Genomic DNA, 18,003 nt, shown 5'->3' with positions numbered 1-18,003 from the left:
CCGGGAGCACCGATACGGTGGGATCATGACCGAAGTGAAAATCGTCGAAGACTGCGCGGCGTCGGCCAAAACCGCATTCGCCTACGTCAACGATTACCGGAACCTGCCGCGATTCATCTCCGAGGTCAATGACTTCACCCCGGTCAGCGACCAGATCGAGGGTATCGGCGCGACATTCGACGCCACCATCAAACTCGGCCCCGCGACACTGCATTCCACAATTCGCGTCGTGCGCTGGGAAGAGGGCGCCGCGATCGCGGTGAAGTCGATCAAGGGGTTCGAGGTCGAATCCACCTTTCTGTTCAAGCCGAAGGACGCGAACCTGTCCACGGTCGACGCGATCGTCGACTATCGCGTCCCCGGCGGTCTGGCCGGACGCGTCCTCGGTAAGACCATCGAGCCGTTCGTGAAGATTGCCGTCAAGCACTCGACACACAACCTGACCAACCAGATCGCCGAATTCCACGCGAGTAGAAGCACCTGAAGCGACACAAATCACGCGCTCGGCTCCCCCGGCCGAATGTACGATTTACCCGAACTGCCACCACCAAGGAAGCTGGAATCATGGCTGAACGCACTACACCGACTATTGGACAACGGATCGGCTACATCTGCGGGCGAACGCTGCCGGAGTCGATGTCGGATTGGGTTCTCGACGACCTGACCGGCCCCGGTGCGGCGCGACGCTTTCTGATGCGGTTCCTGATCCCGGTGATTCCGGTGCTGATGCTGTTCCTGCTGGTACCGGGTCCGGCATGGATGGGCCTGGCGATGATGGCGCTGCTGTATCTGCCGCTGATCTACTTCACGGTGGCCCTGATGTACGTGTACCGGCGCAGCCGCCTGATCAAACACGGGCTCGATCCGGCGCTCGCCGACGCGGAGGTGCAGCGACGCGAGGCGCACGAACGGTTGTCCTACGAACGCCGCTACGGCCGCGCCTAAAGTTCGCTGGATTCCCTTCAGACCTGGCGGTGACTCGCATCACGGGCATAGCCTGAAGATATGAAAAGCCCCAGAATAAGGCAGCGGATAGCCTATGATCTGGGCCGCGAGCTCCCCGTGGAGCTGCACGAGTGGGTTATCCACGACCTCGTCGGCCACGGGGCCATGGAGCGCTATCTCGTCCGGTTCCTCGGACCCGTCATTCCGTTCTTCGCCTTGGTGCTGCTTTTTCCCGGACCGATGCCGCTCAAGATCGGCCTCATCGTGATGATGATCGTGCCAATGGTCATTTTCACCGTGGCCCTGAGCTACGTATGGCGCCGCTTCCGGCTGGTCCAGCACGGCTTGGACCCCGACCTGGTCGATCACACCAAGATCTCAGAACACGACCGCGACCTCTACGAACTCCGCCACGGCCACCGTTGACGGGTCGAGCAAGCGTCGTAACTCGCTGGCAAGGGGCAAAATAGACTCCGTGACCGAATCGCAGAATATTGTCGCCACTGCTGATCTTGCCGACGAGATCGGCCCCGAGATTCGTAGCTGCGATACGCAGTTCGTTCAGTTCGGCGGCCATCAGAGTTTCTCGGGCCGAATCACCACGATCCGCTGCTTCCAGGACAACCTGCTGGTGAAGCAAACGCTGGGCGAACCGGGCAATGGCGGTGTGCTTGTTGTCGATGGCGGCGCGAGCGTGCATACCGCGCTGGTCGGCGACATCATCGCCGGTCGCGGTGTAACCAATGGCTGGGCGGGTGTCATTGTCAATGGCGCGATACGCGATTCGGCGATTCTGCGCACGCTGAAGATCGGCGTCAAGGCGTTGGGCACCAACCCGCGCAAAAGCACCCAGACCGGTTCGGGTGAACGCGATGTCCCCGTCGAATTCGGCGGCGTCACCTTCATACCCGGCGACATGCTCTACAGCGACCACGACGGTGTCGTGGTCCGCACCGAGTCCTAATTCGGGCTGGCTGCTCGATCAGGCCCAGGTCACGCTGCCGCGACGCGCGCCTTGTGACCGGCGATGGCAACGACGTCGCCGGGGTGTAATTGTCGGCCACGACGCAGTTCCACCTCGTCGTTCACCCGGACCAACCCGGAGGCGATGACGGTCTTCGCCTCGGAACCGGATTCGATCAGGTTGGCCAGCTTCAGGAATTGGCCGAGCCGAATGGCGTCGTCATCGATCGGCACTTCGACTGGATCGGACATAGGTACATCCTTACCTGCGACGGCGAATCGGGAAACGCCAGCCCCCTCCCTCGGCGTGAGCGACGGCCCGACGCGCCGCAAATCTGGCACGGTGACGACCGACACCCACGTTGGTAGCCGTCGATAACCGACATGCCCGGGCGGTCTTGGAGCAACGAGGCGGCAGCACCGTACACACTGGTTTAGTGACCCCCACGCACGCCGCTCACCACACGGATACCGCACCATCCGCGAATAGATCGACCCCGCCCATCCCGCATCGCGGACATGGACGGCTCAGGGAGGTCCCGCATATCGCCGGGATGGTCCTCGGTGTGTTCGCCGTGCTGTGTTTCCTGTGGAGCCTCTCGCCCGCGTTGCGCTTTTTGACGCACGTACCGCGCCGCTACATCGACGCGTACTACTTCGATGCGCCGGACACCAACCTGATGTGGGCGCTGCTGGTCGGCCTGCTCGCGGGTGCGCTGGCCAGCCGAAAGCGCATCGCGTGGTGGTTGCTGGTCGGCTACCTCGCCTTGTACGCGTTGTCGAATGTGGCCGATTTCGTCAACTACGGCGGATCCGACGCCGTGATCGCGCTGGTGGTGCATCTGATCACGATCGGGGTGCTGATCGCGGCGTGGCGCGAGTTCTACACCAGGGTGCGCAGGGGCGCGGGCCTGAAGGCGCTCGGTGTGCTGATCGGCGGCCTGGTGGTCGGCAGCCTGCTCGGCTGGGCTCTGGTGGAACTGTTCCCCGGTTCGCTGCCGGAAGGCGCCCAGCGGCCAGCATGGGCGGTCTATCGGGTCACCGCGGCGGTGCTGGTCGACAACGAACACTTCGACGGCCATCCGCGTGCGTTCGTCAATTTCCTACTCGGTCTGTTCGGCGCGATCGCACTGCTGGCGGCGGTGATCATTCTGCTGCGTTCGCAGCGGGCCGCGAACGCGATGACCGGCACCGACGAATCCGCGATCCGCGGCCTGCTCGAGCGCTCCGACATCGAGGATTCACTCGGCTACTTCGCCACCCGGCGCGACAAGGCGGTGGTGTTCGCGCCGAGCGGGAAGGCTGCGGTCACCTATCGGGTGGAACTCGGCGTCTGTCTGGCCAGTGGGGACCCAGTCGGTGTCCGCGAGGCGTGGCCGCAGGCGATCGATGCGTGGCTGCGGCTGGCCGACAAATTCGGTTGGGCGCCCGCGGTGATGGGCGCTGGCGAAATCGGCGCTGGTGCGTATCGGCGGGCCGGGCTGTCGGCGCTGCGCCTCGGCGATGAGGCCATCCTCGACACCCGGACGTTTTCGCTGGCCGGGCCCGAGATGAAACAGGTGCGCCAGGCCGCGAACCGGTTACGCAAGCATGGCGTCACGGTGCGTATTCGAAGGCAGCGCGAGATCTCGCCGGAGGAAATGGCGCAGGTCATCGCCCGCACGGACGCCTGGCGTGATACCGAGACCGAACGCGGTTTCTCCATGGCGCTCGGCCGTCTCGGTGATCCGCTGGACGGTGATTGCCTCCTGGTGGAAGCCGTCGACGGCCAAGATCGCGTGCTCGGCATACTGTCGCTGGTGCCGTGGGGCCGCACGGGCGTATCGCTGGAATTGATGCGCCGCGATCCGCACGGCCCCAACGGCGTCATGGAGCTGATGATCTCCCAGCTGGCCCTGGCCTCCGAGCGACACGGCATCACCAAGGTTTCGCTGAACTTCGCGGTGTTCCGTTCGGTCTTCGAGGAGGGCGGACGCATCGGGGCCGGGCCGGTGCTGCGGCTGTGGCGCGGTGTGCTGCTGTTCTTTTCGCGATGGTGGCAGTTAGAGGCGCTGTACCGGTCGAACGTCAAATACGGGCCGCACTGGGTGCCACGGTTCTTCCTGTTCGAAGACCGCAGGCACCTACCGCGGGTCGCGGTGGCCAGCGGACTGGCCGAGGGATTCCTGCCTCGATTCGGCAAGGAGCCCGACACCGCGACCCATACCGGCGCCTACAGTGCGGTGCCCGCGACACTGACCGGATTGCATGCCGACGGCAGCCCGCCGGACCTATCCGACAACGTGATCGCCGAATTGCAGCATCGCCGCCCCGAGCAGGTGCGGGTTCGGATGGACAAACTGGACCGGCTCACCAACGCCCAGGTCGAGGCATATCCGGTGGCCTACCCGCCGACCCATACGGTCGCCGACGCGCGTCGCTCGCCGCGTGGCACCACCGTCCGGGTGTGTGGGCGGCTGCTTCGCATCCGTGACTACGGCGGGGTGATCTTCGCGCTGGTCCGCGACTGGACCGACGATATCCAGCTGGTGATCGACCGCGACCGGGTCGGCGCCGGACGCAGCGCCGAATTCACCGAATTCTTCGACCTCGGCGACCTGATCGAGGTCAGTGGCCAGATCGGGCACAGTCGCCGCGGCGAGCTCTCGTTGCTGGCCGCGGACTGGCGGATGATCGGCAAGTGCCTGCATCCATTGCCGGACAAGTGGAAAGGGCTGTCGGATCCCGAGGCCAAGGTGCGCCAGCGCTATGTCGATATGGCGATCAACCCCGAGGCCCGCGAGGTGCTTGCCAAACGCAGCGCGGTGGTGCGTTCGCTGCGCGACTCGTTGGACGGCTGGGGGTATCTGGAGGTGGAGACCCCGATCCTGCAGCAGGTACACGGCGGCGCCAACGCGACTCCGTTCATCACCCATATCAATGCCTACGACCTCGACCTATACCTGCGCATCGCGCCGGAGCTATATCTCAAGCGACTATGTGTCGGTGGCATGGAGAAGGTATTCGAGATCGGTCGCACCTTCCGCAACGAGGGCGTGGACTTCAGCCATAACCCCGAGTTCACGATTCTTGAAGCCTATGAGGCGCACAGTGATTACGAGCGCATGATGCATGCGAGCCGCCAGCTCATCCAGAATGCCGCGCTGGCGGCCAACGGTGCGATGGTCGCGTTGCGACCCAAGCCCGATGGTTCGTTCGATCAGGTCGACATCTCCGGCGACTGGCCGGTAAAGACCGTGCACGGTGCGATATCCGAGGCGCTCGGCACCGAGATTACGCCGCGCACGGAGGTGGACGAGCTGCGCGCATTGTGCGACAGGGCGCATGTGCCCTACCAACATGGTTGGGACGCAGGGCAAGTCGTGCTGGAGATGTACGAGCATCTGGTGGAGCCCCAGACACAGGAACCGACGTTCTACATCAACTTCCCCACCTCGGTGTCCCCGCTGACCCGGGCGCACCGCAGCATTCCCGGCGTCGCCGAGCGCTGGGATCTGGTGGCCTGGGGCGTCGAACTCGGCACGGCATACAGCGAACTCACCGATCCGGTCGAACAGCGGCGCCGGCTCACCGCGCAATCGATGCTGGCGGCCAACGGCGATCCGGAGGCCATGGAGCTCGACGAGGACTTCCTACAGGCTTTGGAGCATGCGATGCCGCCGACCGGCGGACTCGGAATGGGCGTGGACCGCATCGTCATGCTGATCACCGGTCGCAGCATTCGCGAGACGCTGCCGTTCCCATTGGTGAAACCGCGCTGATGGGTAGCGCTCGGCCTTCCTCACGGTGACATCGGACGAATCAGACAGCTACCCTTGATCATTCGGTGGAGGACCGAAAATGAAATGGCGACCGATATGTACCTTGAAATGCTGACCAACACTAACCTCCTCGACGCGCACACATGGGCGAGCCCGGATGTATGGACCTCGGCATTGGAGATCCAGGCGCGGCGCAAGCGGCGCGGCGGAGGCGGCTTGTTCGTCTTCATCATTGGGGGCATTTGCTGCCTACTCGTGGTGGCGGCGATCATCTTCGGTATCTACAAGCTGGCCAACCGCAACAAGGACTAGCTCGATACACGACCGACGCCATGTAATTCCGCGCGTGCCCGTACGGCAGAGTGGGCGGGATGCAGTTGATTCTGGTCCGTCACGCCCAGCCGCTTCGTCTTCTGAACGCGGATGGTCCCGCCGATCCCGAATTGGCCGCGGTGGGGGTCGAGCAGGCCGAACGGGTGCCCGCGGCATTGAGACATCATCGGATCAGCCGGGTGGTGAGCAGCCCGCAGCTGCGGGCGCGGGCAACAGCCGCACCGACCGCGGCCGAGCTGGGGCTCGCGGTCGAGATCATGGATGACCTTGCCGAATACGATCGTGACCTGCCCGCATACATTCCGATCGAGGACGCCAAGGTCGAGTTGCGGGCAACCTACGAGCGGATCAAGGCGGGGCATCTGCCCGAGCAGATCGACGCCGACGCCTTCGTGACTCGCGTTCGTGACACCGTACTGCGGATCGCGGCCGCCACCGACCCGTCCGAGACGGTGGCGGTCTTCGCGCACGGCGGCGTGATCAATGTGATCCTGCAGGACGTGCTCGGCTTGGCGCGCCCGCTGACGTTCCCGATCGACTACTGCTCGATCACCCGAATCCTGTACTCCCGCACCGGCCGTCGCACTGCGGCGACTGTCAACGAGAACGGGCATGTGTGGGATCTGTTACCGCGCAACATCACTGCTCGAGCTTGAGATTTCGTCGGCGTTCGCGCACGCACTCACAGTCGATTGCCAGGCCGATCGCACCACAGTCCCAGCGTCGGCGCCTTCTATGGGACTTGTGAGCCGCTGCCCGCGGCGCACAGTCCGAGAGAAAGGATTCGTTTTGCTCTCCAAGACATCGACCTCGTTGCGGCGGCGCCTGGCCCGGGTGGCGGTGGCGGGCGCGCTGGTCACCGTTCCGCTCGCCACCCTGGCCGTCACCGCGTCCGCCGAGACCCCTGCGGCATCCGACACCACTGCGGTGCAGGCGGTTTCGGACGATTCCATGCCGCAAGGCACCAATATCGACGGGCACCGGCACGATGGGCCCGATCGGAACGGGCCGCACCACCATCGCCACCATCGCCACGATCGGGGCGATCATCAGGATGGCCCGGACTTCTATCGGCTGCTCCCGCCGACCGGAAGTGGCTAGGAACCCGACAAATGGTGAAGGCCACCTCTCCCGTACAGAGAGGTGGCCTTCAAGTTGTTCAGTACGCGTTTCGGGCGCCGATCAGGCCATACCCGAGAACCAGTTGTGCATCCAGGAGATAGCGGTCTGACCACCGCCGACCCCATAGCTGCCGTAGCGCTCATGCGCCTGCGACTTGTAGAAGTCCTCGAGATCCTTGGCCCGCTGCTGGTTCGCCCCATCGGTGAGCTGCGACTGCAGGATCGGGACGCCGCCGCGTGCCATCAGGTCGTTCATGATGGCACCCGCCTCGAGCTGATAACGCCAGATATTGGCCGGGTTCGCTTCCGAGGTCTGCGCCAGGAAGCCCGCGAACCGGGTTACGAAGTCGTCCGAGGCGGTAGCGCAGTAGAGGTCGTCGACGGCGCAGATGGTCTTGGTGCGGTCACTGAGCCAGCCGAATCCGCCGACTCGCGGGCCACCCGCACCGGCGCCCGCGGCGAGCGGGCCGACCTGCACGTCGGTGGGTGAACGGCGCGGATCGGAGATCAGGCCGACACCGACGATCCGGTCCGCCGGAACGACACCGAGCCCGGTGCCGATCTCGGCCGCGAGATCACCGGCCGCGTCGGCGCCCTGGCTGTAGCCGAGCAGCGCGATCTTGGTGCCGCCGCAGCGTGCGCCCATCGCACCGACCAGCCCGCGCGCCTTATCGGTCGCTTCCTTCTTGGAAGCGCCGTAGACGTCGCCTTCCCACGGGAACGCGGTCGCGGCATAGGTCACGTAGTCGACGTCTGTCCCGCGCGGCAGCCCATTGGTGACACCGGACAACATGCCGGGCTGCGACTCCTTGTCGTGACCGGTTTCCCAGGTACCCGGAATCGCCACGACGTAGAGGTTCGGGCATCCCGGATCCGCCGTTACGGAACCGCTACCGAAAACCAATCCAGACGCAACAGCCGCGCACGCGCCGACAGCCGCCGCAACCTTCTTCAACTGCATACTGCTCCAGTTCATATTTGCCTCTCGAGGGGCGTTCCTGACAAGTTGTCGCTAGCCATGCTGACCTCGAAGGATGTCGTTCTGGTACACACCGTGTCAACGCGGGTCCCCTCCGGTATCACGTGCGCTACACGGACCGACATCCCGACAATCGAAACACACCGGGGATCACAATAAGGCCACAACTGCGCAGACGCCATTCGAACCCCGATCCATGTCCGATTTCCGCCTCGATGACTATGCCGCCGTTGCGATTCGACGACCGCTACTGGGGTACCGGCAAACTTCGAGCGCGAACGACAAAGGCGCCTGTGGACAAACTGTCCACAGGCGCCTTTTCCGCTCCGGTAAGAGGCGGGTTCTTCCTCAGCGCTGGGCGACCATGGTCGGGGTGATCGGCGCGGGCAGCGCGGTCTCCCCTTCCAAGAACTTGTCGACCGCGGACGCCGCGGCACGGCCTTCGGCGATAGCCCAGACGATCAGCGACTGGCCACGTCCCATATCGCCGGCGACGAAGACGCCGGGGACGTTGGTCGACCAGTTCTTGTCGCGCTGGACGTTGCCGCGCTGGTCGTAGCCGACACCGAGACCCTCGAGCAGGCCCCGCTTCTCGGGACCGGTGAAGCCCATGGCCAGCAGGACCAGGTCGGCTTCGAGGGTGAAGTCGGTGCCTTCGACCTTCTCGAAGCGGCCGTTGACCATCTTGACCTCATGCGCGTCCAGCCCGGTGACCTTGCCGTCGGCGCCGACGAAACGCTCGGTGTTCACCGAGAACACCCGCTCGCCGCCCTCCTCGTGCGCCGAGGACACCCGGTACATGAGCGGGTAGGTCGGCCACGGAGTAGAGACGGCACGCTCCTCGGGCGGGCGCGGCATGATCTCGAACTGGTGCACGCTCGCCGCACCCTGACGGTGCGAGGTGCCAAGGCAGTCCGCGCCGGTGTCGCCGCCACCGATGATGACGACCTTCTTGTCCTTGGCGTGGATCGGAGGCAGGCCGTCGGCGTCGGTGACGTCGTCGCCGAGCTGCACTCGGTTGGCCCACGGCAGGAATTCCATCGCCTGGTGGATGCCGTCCAGATCACGGCCCGGGATCGGCAGGTCACGCGCGAGGGTCGCGCCACCGGAGAGCACCACCGCGTCGAACCGCTCACGCAGTTGGTCGGCGGTGATGTCGATACCGACGTTCACGCTGGTCTTGAAGATGGTGCCCTCGGCCTCCATCTGCGCGACGCGGCGATCGATGAAGCGCTTCTCCATCTTGAATTCCGGGATGCCGTAGCGCAGCAGGCCGCCGATGCGGTCGGACCGCTCGAATACAGTGACCGTGTGACCGGCCCGGGTCAGCTGCTGCGCGGCCGCCAGGCCGGCCGGGCCGGATCCGACGACCGCGACCTTCCTACCGGTCAGGCGGGTCGGATAAACCGGCGTCACCCAACCCTCGTCGAAGGCGTTCTCGATGAGCTCAACCTCGACCTGCTTGATCGTCACCGGGTCCTGGTTGATGCCGAGCACGCAGGACGCCTCGCACGGCGCGGGGCACAGCCGCCCGGTGAATTCCGGGAAGTTGTTGGTCGCGTGCAGCCGGTCGATGCCCTCACGCCACTGGCCCTTGTAGACCAGGTCGTTCCACTCGGGAATGAGATTGCCCAGCGGACAGCCGTTGTGACAGAACGGAATACCGCAGTCCATGCACCGGCTGGCCTGACGCTGCAGGGTTTCGTGCGCGAAACCCTCCTCGTAGACCTCTTTCCAGTCCATCAGGCGCAGCGGGACCGGACGACGCGTCGGCAGCTCCCGAGAGGTGCTCTTCAGAAATCCCTGCGGGTCAGCCACGAGCCGCCTCCGTCTTCTCGCCCCTCGAGGAGGTGATCATCTCTTGGTCGCGGGTCAAGTCAGCCACGAGCGGCCTCCATAATCGCCTCGTCCACGTCCTTGCCGCTCTTCTCAGCCTCGGAGATAGCGAGCAGTACCTTCTTGTATTCGCGTGGCATAACCTTCACGAAGTGGTTCACCTGCTGCGACCAGTCGGTCAGAATGTGTTCGGCGACAGCCGAACCCGTCTGCTCACGGTGCTCGGTGATGATGTCGCGCAGCCAGGTGAAGTCGTCACCGGACAGCGTCTCGACGGCGTCGGTCTGCTCCGGGTTGAGCTTCGCTCGGAAGCCGCCGTTCGGGTCGTAGACGAACGCGACACCGCCGGACATGCCGGCGCCGAAATTGCGCCCGGTCTCACCGAGGATGACGACCCGGCCACCGGTCATGTACTCACAGCCGTGGTCACCGACACCCTCCACCACCGCGAGGGCGCCCGAGTTGCGCACGGCGAACCGCTCGCCGACGACACCGCGGATGAACGCCCTGCCGCTGGTGGCGCCGAACAGAATCACGTTGCCCGCGATGATGTTCTGCTCCGCAACGAACTCGGCCGGCGCGTTCAGCGACGGGCGGACGACTATGTGGCCGCCGGAAAGTCCCTTGCCCACATAGTCGTTCGCGTCGCCCTGCACCCGCAGCGTGATGCCAGCGGGCACGAAGGCGCCGAAGCTGTTGCCCGCGGACCCGGTGAAGGTGATGTCGATGGTGTCGTCGGGCAGGCCCGCGCCACCGTAGAGCTTGGTCACTTCGTGACCAAGCATGGTGCCCACGGTACGGTTCACGTTCGTGATCTTGGTTTCGAACTTCACCGCCTGGCCACGCTCGAGCGCATCGCGGCTCTGTGTGATCAGCTGCTGATCCAGCGCTCGGTCCAGACCGTGGTCCTGGGTCTTGGTGCAGCGACGATCCTGACGCATGAACGCGGTCTCGACATCGTCGAGAATCGGCGAGAGATCCAGCTTGCTGGCCCTGAAATGCTGCTTGGCTTTGGTGGTGTCGAGCATGTCGACCCGGCCGATCGCCTCGTTCAACGTGCGGAAGCCCAACTCCGCCAGCAGTTCCCGGACCTCTTCGGCGATGTACAGCATGAAGTTCTCGACGAACTCCGGCTTGCCGTTGAAACGTTCCCGCAACACCGGGTTCTGCGTCGCGACACCGACCGGGCAGGTATCGAGGTGGCAGACGCGCATCATGATGCAACCCGACACCACCAAAGGCGCGGTGGCGAAACCGAATTCCTCGGCTCCGAGCAGCGCGGCGATCATCACGTCGCGGCCGGTCTTCATCTGGCCGTCGACCTGCACAACGATCCGGTCACGAAGTCCGTTGAGCAGCAACGTCTGCTGGGTCTCGGCGAGGCCGAGCTCCCACGGTCCACCCGCATGCTTGAGCGAGGTCAGCGGCGAGGCACCGGTGCCGCCATCGTGACCCGAGATGAGCACCACGTCCGCGTGTGCCTTCGACACACCGGCCGCGACGGTGCCGACACCCGGCTCCGCGACAAGTTTCACGTGAATCCGAGCCTGCGGGTTCGCGTTCTTCAGGTCGTGGATCAGCTGCGCGAGATCCTCGATCGAGTAGATGTCGTGGTGCGGCGGCGGCGAGATCAGGCCGACACCTGGTGTCGAGTGCCGCACCTCGGCGACCCACGGGTACACCTTGTGCGCCGGAAGCTGGCCGCCCTCACCCGGCTTGGCGCCCTGGGCCATCTTGATCTGGATATCGGTGCAGTTGGTCAGGTAGTGCGCGGTCACGCCGAAGCGGCCGGAGGCGACCTGCTTGATCGCGCTGCGCCGCCAGTCGCCGTTCTCCTCCGGCTCGAAGCGAGCCGGGCTCTCGCCGCCCTCACCCGAGTTCGAGCGACCGCCGAGACGGTTCATCGCGACCGCGAGGGTCTCGTGAGCCTCCGAGGAGATGGACCCGTAGCTCATCGCACCGGTCGAGAACCGCTTGACGATCTCACTGGCGGGCTCGACCTCATCGATCGAGATCGAGGCGCGGCTCTTGGTGTTGAACTTGAACAGGCCACGCAGCGAGGCCAGCTGCTCGGACTGGTCGTCGACCAGCTTGGTGTACTCCTTGAAGATCGAGTACTGACCGGTGCGGGTCGCGTGCTGCAGCTTGAACACGGTATCCGGGTTGAACAGGTGGTATTCACCCTCGCGCCGCCACTGGTAGTCACCGCCGACCTCGAGCTCGCGGTGCGCGCGCTCGTTGCGGTTCTCCAGGAATGCGATGTTGTGCCGCGCCGCCACGTCGGCGGCGACCTCGTCGAGCCCGATGCCATCGAGGTGCGAGCGCAGCCCGGTGAAGTACTCGTCGGCCAGTTCCTGCGAAAGGCCGATCACCTGGAACAACTGTGCGCCGGTGTAGGAGGCCAGCGTGGAGATGCCCATCTTGGACATCACCTTGAGCACACCCTTGCTCGCGGCCTTGTTGTAGTTCGCGACCGCCTTGCGATAGTCGGCGGACGTGTCGCCGGTGCTGCCCGGCACCACCAGCGCACCGCGGTCGATCATGTCCTCGATGGTCTCGAAAGCCATGTACGGGTTGATCGCGCCCGCGCCGAAACCGACCAGCATGGCCATGTGGTGCACCTCGCGGGCGTCACCGGCCTCCACAACCAGGCCGACCATGGTGCGGGTGCGTTCCCTGACCAGGTGGTGGTGCACCGACGAGGTCAGCAGCAGCGACGGGATCGGCGCCAGCCTCTCGTTGGATTCGCGATCGGACAGCACGATTATCCGCGCGCCACCGTCGATGGCGGCCGACACTTGGGTGTTGATCGCCTCGAGCGCCTTGCGCAGGCCTTTGCCGCCCTTCTTGACGGCGTAGAGACCGCGCACGACCACCGAACGCAGCTCGGGCTGCGAACCGTCGTCGTTGATATGCATGAGCTTGGCCAGCTCGTCGTTGTCCAGGATGGGCTGCTCGATGGCGATCTGCGTGCAAGACTCAGGGCCGGGGTGCAGCAGGTCCGCCTCGGGGCCGATGGCCCGGCGCAGGCTGGTGACGACCTCTTCCCGGATCGCGTCCAACGGCGGGTTCGTGACCTGCGCGAACAGCTGCGAAAAGTAGTCGAACAGCAGTCGCGGTCGCGACGAAAGCACCGCGATCGGGGTGTCGGTGCCCATCGAACCGAGCGCCTCACCACCGGTCTTCGCCATCGGCGAGATCAGCAGGTTCAGCTCCTCGGTGGTGTATCCGAAGATCTGCTGACGGATCAGCACGCGATCGTGCGACATGTGCACGTGCGGGCGATCAGGCAGGTCGGCCAGCTTGGTCACGCCGGCGTCGAGCCATTCCTGATATGGCTGCTCGGCGGCGAGCTGGGTCTTGAGCTCGTCGTCACCGACGATGCGGCCCTGCGAGGTGTCGACGAGGAACATGCGGCCGGGCTGCAGCCGGATCTTCTTGACCACCTTGGACGGATCGATGTCGAGGACACCGACCTCGGAGGCCATCACGACCAGGCCGTCATCGGTCACCCAGATACGGCTGGGGCGCAGGCCGTTGCGGTCGAGCACCGCGCCGACGACGGTGCCGTCGGAGAAGCACACCGATGCCGGGCCGTCCCACGGCTCCATCAGCATCGAGTGGTACTCGTAGAAGGCGCGTCGCTGCGCGTCCATTGTCTCGGTGCGTTCCCACGCCTCGGGAATCATCATCAAGACCGCGTGGGGCAGGCTGCGGCCGCCGAGGTGCAGCAGTTCCAGGACCTCGTCGAAGCGGGCCGTATCGCTCGCCCCGGGCGTGCAAACGGGGAAGATCTTCTCGAGCCGGTTGTTGCCTGCCTCGTTGATCCCGAATACGTCCGAGCGCAGCAGCGCTTCGCGGGCCCGCATCCAGTTCTCGTTGCCGGTGACGGTGTTGATCTCACCGTTGTGCGCCACCCGGCGGAACGGGTGTGCGAGCGGCCACGAGGGGAAGGTGTTGGTGGAGAACCGGGAGTGCACGATGCCGAGGGCGGATTCCACCCGCTCGTCCTGCAGGTCCAGGTAGAACGCGCGCAGCTGCGGCGTGGTGAACATGCCCTTGTAGACGAAGGTCTGACCGGACAGGCTCGGGAAGTACACCGACTCCTTGCCAACCGCACCCTCACCGGCGCCCGCCTTGCCGAGCTCGTGCTCGACGCGCTTGCGCACGACATAGGCACGACGCTCCAGATCCATGCCCGACAGTTGTTCGGCCGCGCCTCTCGGAGATCCGATGAAGATCTGCCGGAAGGTCGGCATGGCATCGCGCGCGAGCGCACCGAGCGTGGATTCGTCGGTGGGGACCTCACGCCAGCCGAGCACGGCGAGGCCCTCGGATTCGACGATGCGCTCCAGGCCGTAGGCGGCCTTCGTCGCCTCGCGCCGGGCCTGCGGCAGGAAGGCGATACCGGTGGCGTAGGAGCCCTCGGGCGGCAACTCGAAGTCGACCACGGCCCGGAAGAACCGGTCCGGAATCTGGATCAGGATGCCGGCGCCGTCACCGCTGTTGGGTTCGGCACCTGCGGCACCGCGGTGCTCCAGGTTCAACAGAGCAGTAATAGCCTTGTCGACGATGTCGCGGCTGCGGCGGCCGTACATGTCGACGACGAACGCGACACCGCAGGCGTCGTGTTCGTTCGCCGGGTCATAGAGCCCGATAGGTCCAGGGGACCTGTGGCCAGGAAGTTGCGTCATGCCTCTGCCTTCAGGAAAGTCGGCCTTCGAAGAAAAGGGCCTTTCGTCGAATGCCTCCGTCAAGACTGCGCCCGTACGGTCCGAATCCAGCCGCGCTGATGGTCTTCGGCGTGCAGTCACGTCTCCAGTTGTCCACCCGCGGGTACCACGTAGTGGGTGCTCGATGGTAACGGGATACTTACGTGTTCCCTACCTCCGTGCGAATGCTAGCCCGCTACGCTGGGCACCTGCTTCGGCTGCCAGAGCGGGGCATAGCGCCGAACATTCTGCGTTCGGCGTAAGAGCAAACGATAATTCAGGTCCGGGGCCCAACCAACTTAGGTTGCACTAATAACCAGGTCTAGCTGGGCTTCTTCATTCGATCCTCCACGTGTGCGCGTTGTCCAGTGTAAAGCAGTGAATCCGGCAGGAGCGATCCCCCGACTCGCCGCGCTAACCAGCGACAACGAGCGTACCGAGCCCGATCCGGTGCGCCGACCGAATTCCGGAACCGGCGCTCACCTGCATCGAAGATGATTTCCCCCGGTCCGGGGCAGGCAAACCACCCGTACTGCGGCTAACTCGTCAACGGGCCTGATGAGACATTTCCGACAGGGGCGTGACGAGCAGCAAACCGGATCCGACCGTCCGGACTCTTTTTGCAATTATGGTTTTCAGCACACTTTCAGCAACAGTCTTGGAGTGCTATTCGCCACACTGGATACCGTTGCGCGCCTATGGCTTACACAAACCGGCCGCCGCGCGGACAAGCGCCGCCTGATGCAACGGATCGGCGCCGCCCGATGTAAGGGTGCGGAAGACGCTGTGCGCGAGTCGTTCCACACAGTCCGGCGCGGCGAGTTCGTCGTGCCGGGCGGCCAACTGATCGACGATGTCCGCATTTAGTCGATCGATCCGAGGCCGGACCGCGGACAGGTCCGGCAGGGTCGACGGCGCCGCGGCCGGGTCGAAACGCCAACGCGTCAGCAGGCCGCGCTGCACCATCTTGTTGGCCTCGATCTGGCCGAAAAACACCTGCCTGACCCAGTTCTCGGGCAGATCACGACGCGCGCCGAGGCGAGCCATGCCGTCATAGACCTCGGCCTCGCGGGCCGGATCGTCGACGGTGAGCTCGGTGCCATCGCGTACGGCGGTCGCCCACTTCGCGGCGGCGACGGCATCCGCGGTATCGAGCCGATCGGCCACCAACTCGACCAACCGATTCAACAACTCCGCGTCGACCTGCTCCGCGTTCATCGGCTCCACGCTCACCGTTGCGGGGTCCTGCTCGCCCGGCTCCGCGTGCGCATTGGCAGGTGCCAGCACCAACAGCACCGACAAGATGACACCGACGAGTCCCCGCATTTCCATGCCTCCATGTTCGCCGAACGAGTCACCGCGCCAGATTAGGCGGCAACCACATCTACGCCCGCCAAACAGGGACTTCCACGTACCAGCGGGCGTTCGATCTGCGAGTATCTGTGAGCTTGCCCACAACCCCGCGGGCGTGCTCGGTGTGTTGGGACTGCGCCTGTCACTCTGTGACAACGAATCTGTGACAGTTTCCGCCAAGCTCGCCACATTGACCGGGACGTAGAGGATGTGAGATCCGATGACAGTCACCGGCGTATTCGCCCGGCTCGGCGGCGGTCTCGAACGCGAACCCCATGAGACAGCTCCCGGGCACGAACGCGCGAGCCACGAACGCACAAGCTATGCCCTCACCGGCGCCGTCGTGCTGTCGTTCGCGGTGGTGTCCGGTGCGATCACCGCCCTCGCCTCGGCCGGTACCTGGTCATTGCTCGCTGTCATCGCCGCGACGTTGATCGTCGCGCTGGTGGCAGGGGCGATCGCTCGCGCCCTGGCGACCCGGCGCACCGCCGTCGGCTCCGACCGGGTCGGGATGCTCGCGCGGTTCGCGGTGGCGGTGCTGGCCGGCGGGTTGATCGCCGAGTTGGCGGCGGTGGTGTTGTTCGGCGGTACCGTCGACCGGCTCGTGGACGAAAGTGCCCAGCGCTCGGTCGCCTCGGCCCCCGCGGTGGTGGCCGCCAATGGCGTACTCGACGCCGACCGGGCGAACCGGGCCGCGCTGGATCAGTCGATCACGAAGGCGCGCAACGACATCGACCAGTCCTTGGTTACCGCCCGATGCGAATTCAACCCGACGCCGGGATGTCCGCAGACCAGAATCACCGGGGTGCCCGGCCGCGGACCGGAATCACAGACCGCGAACGAGATGCTCGAAGACGCGCGTAACCAACTGGCCGCGGCGCAGGAACGGGCGTCCGCACTCGACCAGCGCATCACCGACGACCAAAAGGCGGTCCGCGCAGCCGAATCCACCGCCTTCACCGATGCCGATCGTGGTCTCGGCGCGCGCTGGCAGGCCATGAACGACTACACCAGCCACAATGCGGGCGCGCTAGCACTGCGCGTGCTGACGATCGTGGCGATGATCTTCCTGGCGCTGCTGCCATTGATCCTGCGGTGGTGGCGTGGTGAGACCTTCCTCGACCGTCGGATTGCCGCCGACATGGTCGCGGATCACGCCGAACGTAGCGCCGACGCCGCCATCGCCGCCAAGCGCGCCGAGGTGCGTGCCGAGGCGGAAACCCTGCGCGCCGAGCAGCAACTCACCGTCGCCCGGCTGGCCATCGAGGCGGATACCGCCGTTGATCGAGAACGCCAGCGCACCCGCATCATTGCCGCCGTCGGCGGGCTGGAACTCGGTATCACCGAGCCGCCGCGCCGCGAACTACCAGCCGCGTCAGCTGGTGACCGCCGGTACAGCTCCGTGTCCAAGGAGCCGAACGTGACACCGAATCTGCCCACGGGCGTGAACGCCGGTGCGCTCGCACCCGCGAGCAGCACCGGCCAGTTGACTCCGGCCGCCGATACCGCGAAGGGCGGCCTCGAACTTCCGTTGATCGGCACCGTGCCGTTCAGCGATACTGCGGCCCGCTTCATCCTGCCGTTGGTGCCGTCGTTCGTCGCCAACGCGATCGACACGGCGACACATCCGCTGCGCACGGCGCGGCAGGCATTCGAAGAGGTCGAGGAGATCACCTTCACCCTGCGACGCACCCGGAAAGTCACCGTCGACTCGCAGGACTCGCACGCACCCGCGATGGGCGCGGTGCCCGGCGAACACCAGCTGCCGCCCGGTGTGCCCCAGTGGCAGGCGCAGCATATCGCCGCCGGTGTCGTCGACGCCGACTATTCCGCCCCGCACGTCCCGCGCTACTCCGCACTGCCATCCGCCCGCTCCGGGTATAGCCTGCCCGCGCGGCACAACGGCGAATTGCCCGCGCGCCGCAACCCCGAACTACCCGGTAACTCCCGCCGCGAACTCCCGCCCGGGCGCTGAGAGTGTCCGCAGGGCCGCTGAACCC

General features: G+C 65.4%; 14 protein-coding genes. 9 read left to right on the top strand and 5 right to left on the bottom strand.

From position 1 onward, the window contains the following. Positions 1 to 25: 25 nt before the first annotated feature. The 4 genes from LKE06_RS07320 to rraA all read left to right on the top strand — a co-directional run bounded on the left by LKE06_RS07320 (position 26) and on the right by rraA (position 1,909). Positions 26 to 484: an SRPBCC family protein gene (locus tag LKE06_RS07320; protein WP_227997859.1), complete on the top strand. Its 459-nt coding sequence runs from the start codon at positions 26 to 28 to the stop codon at positions 482 to 484. An 80-nt stretch (positions 485 to 564) separates the two neighbouring features. Continuing rightward, a complete protein-coding gene (locus tag LKE06_RS07315; RefSeq protein ID WP_227997858.1) occupies positions 565 to 945 on the top strand; it encodes a DUF5313 family protein in 381 nt (126 codons plus the stop codon). 60 nt (positions 946 to 1,005) lie between these two features. Continuing rightward, positions 1,006 to 1,371, top strand: coding sequence for a DUF5313 family protein (locus LKE06_RS07310; protein ID WP_227997857.1), 366 nt, complete (start codon positions 1,006 to 1,008; stop codon positions 1,369 to 1,371). Between the two features lie 49 nt (positions 1,372 to 1,420). Next, positions 1,421 to 1,909, top strand: a complete 489-nt coding sequence (gene rraA, locus LKE06_RS07305; protein ID WP_227997856.1) for a ribonuclease E activity regulator RraA — start codon at positions 1,421 to 1,423, stop codon at positions 1,907 to 1,909. 29 nt (positions 1,910 to 1,938) lie between these two features. On the opposite strand, the gene LKE06_RS07300 is transcribed toward rraA, so the two are convergent. Next, on the bottom strand, positions 1,939 to 2,160 hold the full coding sequence (locus tag LKE06_RS07300) for an RNA-binding S4 domain-containing protein (protein ID WP_227997855.1): 222 nt from the start codon (positions 2,158 to 2,160) through the stop codon (positions 1,939 to 1,941). A 185-nt stretch (positions 2,161 to 2,345) separates the two neighbouring features. On the opposite strand from LKE06_RS07300, the gene lysX reads away from it, so the two are divergent. The 4 genes from lysX (at position 2,346) to LKE06_RS07280 (ending at position 7,103) form a co-directional block, all read left to right on the top strand. After that, on the top strand, positions 2,346 to 5,669 hold the full coding sequence (gene lysX / locus LKE06_RS07295) for a bifunctional lysylphosphatidylglycerol synthetase/lysine--tRNA ligase LysX (protein WP_227997854.1): 3,324 nt from the start codon (positions 2,346 to 2,348) through the stop codon (positions 5,667 to 5,669). A 108-nt stretch (positions 5,670 to 5,777) separates the two neighbouring features. Beyond that, positions 5,778 to 5,981, top strand: a complete 204-nt coding sequence (locus tag LKE06_RS07290; protein WP_227997853.1) for a hypothetical protein — start codon at positions 5,778 to 5,780, stop codon at positions 5,979 to 5,981. Positions 5,982 to 6,040: 59 nt separating this feature from the next. Beyond that, a complete protein-coding gene (locus LKE06_RS07285; RefSeq protein ID WP_227997852.1) occupies positions 6,041 to 6,658 on the top strand; it encodes a histidine phosphatase family protein in 618 nt (205 codons plus the stop codon). A gap of 133 nt (positions 6,659 to 6,791) precedes the next feature. After that, on the top strand, positions 6,792 to 7,103 hold the full coding sequence (locus LKE06_RS07280) for a hypothetical protein (protein ID WP_227997851.1): 312 nt from the start codon (positions 6,792 to 6,794) through the stop codon (positions 7,101 to 7,103). A gap of 81 nt (positions 7,104 to 7,184) precedes the next feature. Here LKE06_RS07280 and LKE06_RS07275 read toward each other — a convergent pair whose 3' ends face one another. From LKE06_RS07275 to aroQ, 4 genes are all read right to left on the bottom strand, one after another. Next, positions 7,185 to 8,084 carry a cutinase family protein gene (locus LKE06_RS07275; RefSeq protein WP_227997850.1) on the bottom strand — a complete coding sequence of 300 codons (900 nt, stop codon included), beginning with the start codon at positions 8,082 to 8,084 and terminating at the stop codon, positions 7,185 to 7,187. 366 nt (positions 8,085 to 8,450) lie between these two features. Continuing rightward, on the bottom strand, positions 8,451 to 9,920 hold the full coding sequence (locus tag LKE06_RS07270; RefSeq protein ID WP_227997849.1) for a glutamate synthase subunit beta: 1,470 nt from the start codon (positions 9,918 to 9,920) through the stop codon (positions 8,451 to 8,453). Positions 9,921 to 9,979: 59 nt separating this feature from the next. After that, positions 9,980 to 14,632 (bottom strand): glutamate synthase large subunit, encoded by a 4,653-nt coding sequence (gene gltB, locus LKE06_RS07265; RefSeq protein WP_227997848.1) that lies wholly within the window; start codon positions 14,630 to 14,632, stop codon positions 9,980 to 9,982. A gap of 714 nt (positions 14,633 to 15,346) precedes the next feature. Then, on the bottom strand, positions 15,347 to 15,982 hold the full coding sequence (gene aroQ / locus LKE06_RS07260; protein WP_227997847.1) for a gamma subclass chorismate mutase AroQ: 636 nt from the start codon (positions 15,980 to 15,982) through the stop codon (positions 15,347 to 15,349). Positions 15,983 to 16,223: 241 nt separating this feature from the next. On the opposite strand from aroQ, the gene LKE06_RS07255 reads away from it, so the two are divergent. Continuing rightward, complete coding sequence (locus LKE06_RS07255) at positions 16,224 to 17,978, top strand: DUF4407 domain-containing protein (RefSeq protein ID WP_227997846.1); 1,755 nt, start codon at positions 16,224 to 16,226, stop codon at positions 17,976 to 17,978. Positions 17,979 to 18,003: the final 25 nt, after the last annotated feature.

Source organism: Nocardia australiensis (assembly GCF_020733705.1).
In the GTDB taxonomy this organism is placed as follows: domain Bacteria; phylum Actinomycetota; class Actinomycetes; order Mycobacteriales; family Mycobacteriaceae; genus Nocardia; species Nocardia australiensis.
The sequence above is the reverse complement of the archived record's forward strand: the minus strand, read 5'-3'. Positions and strand labels throughout refer to the sequence as shown.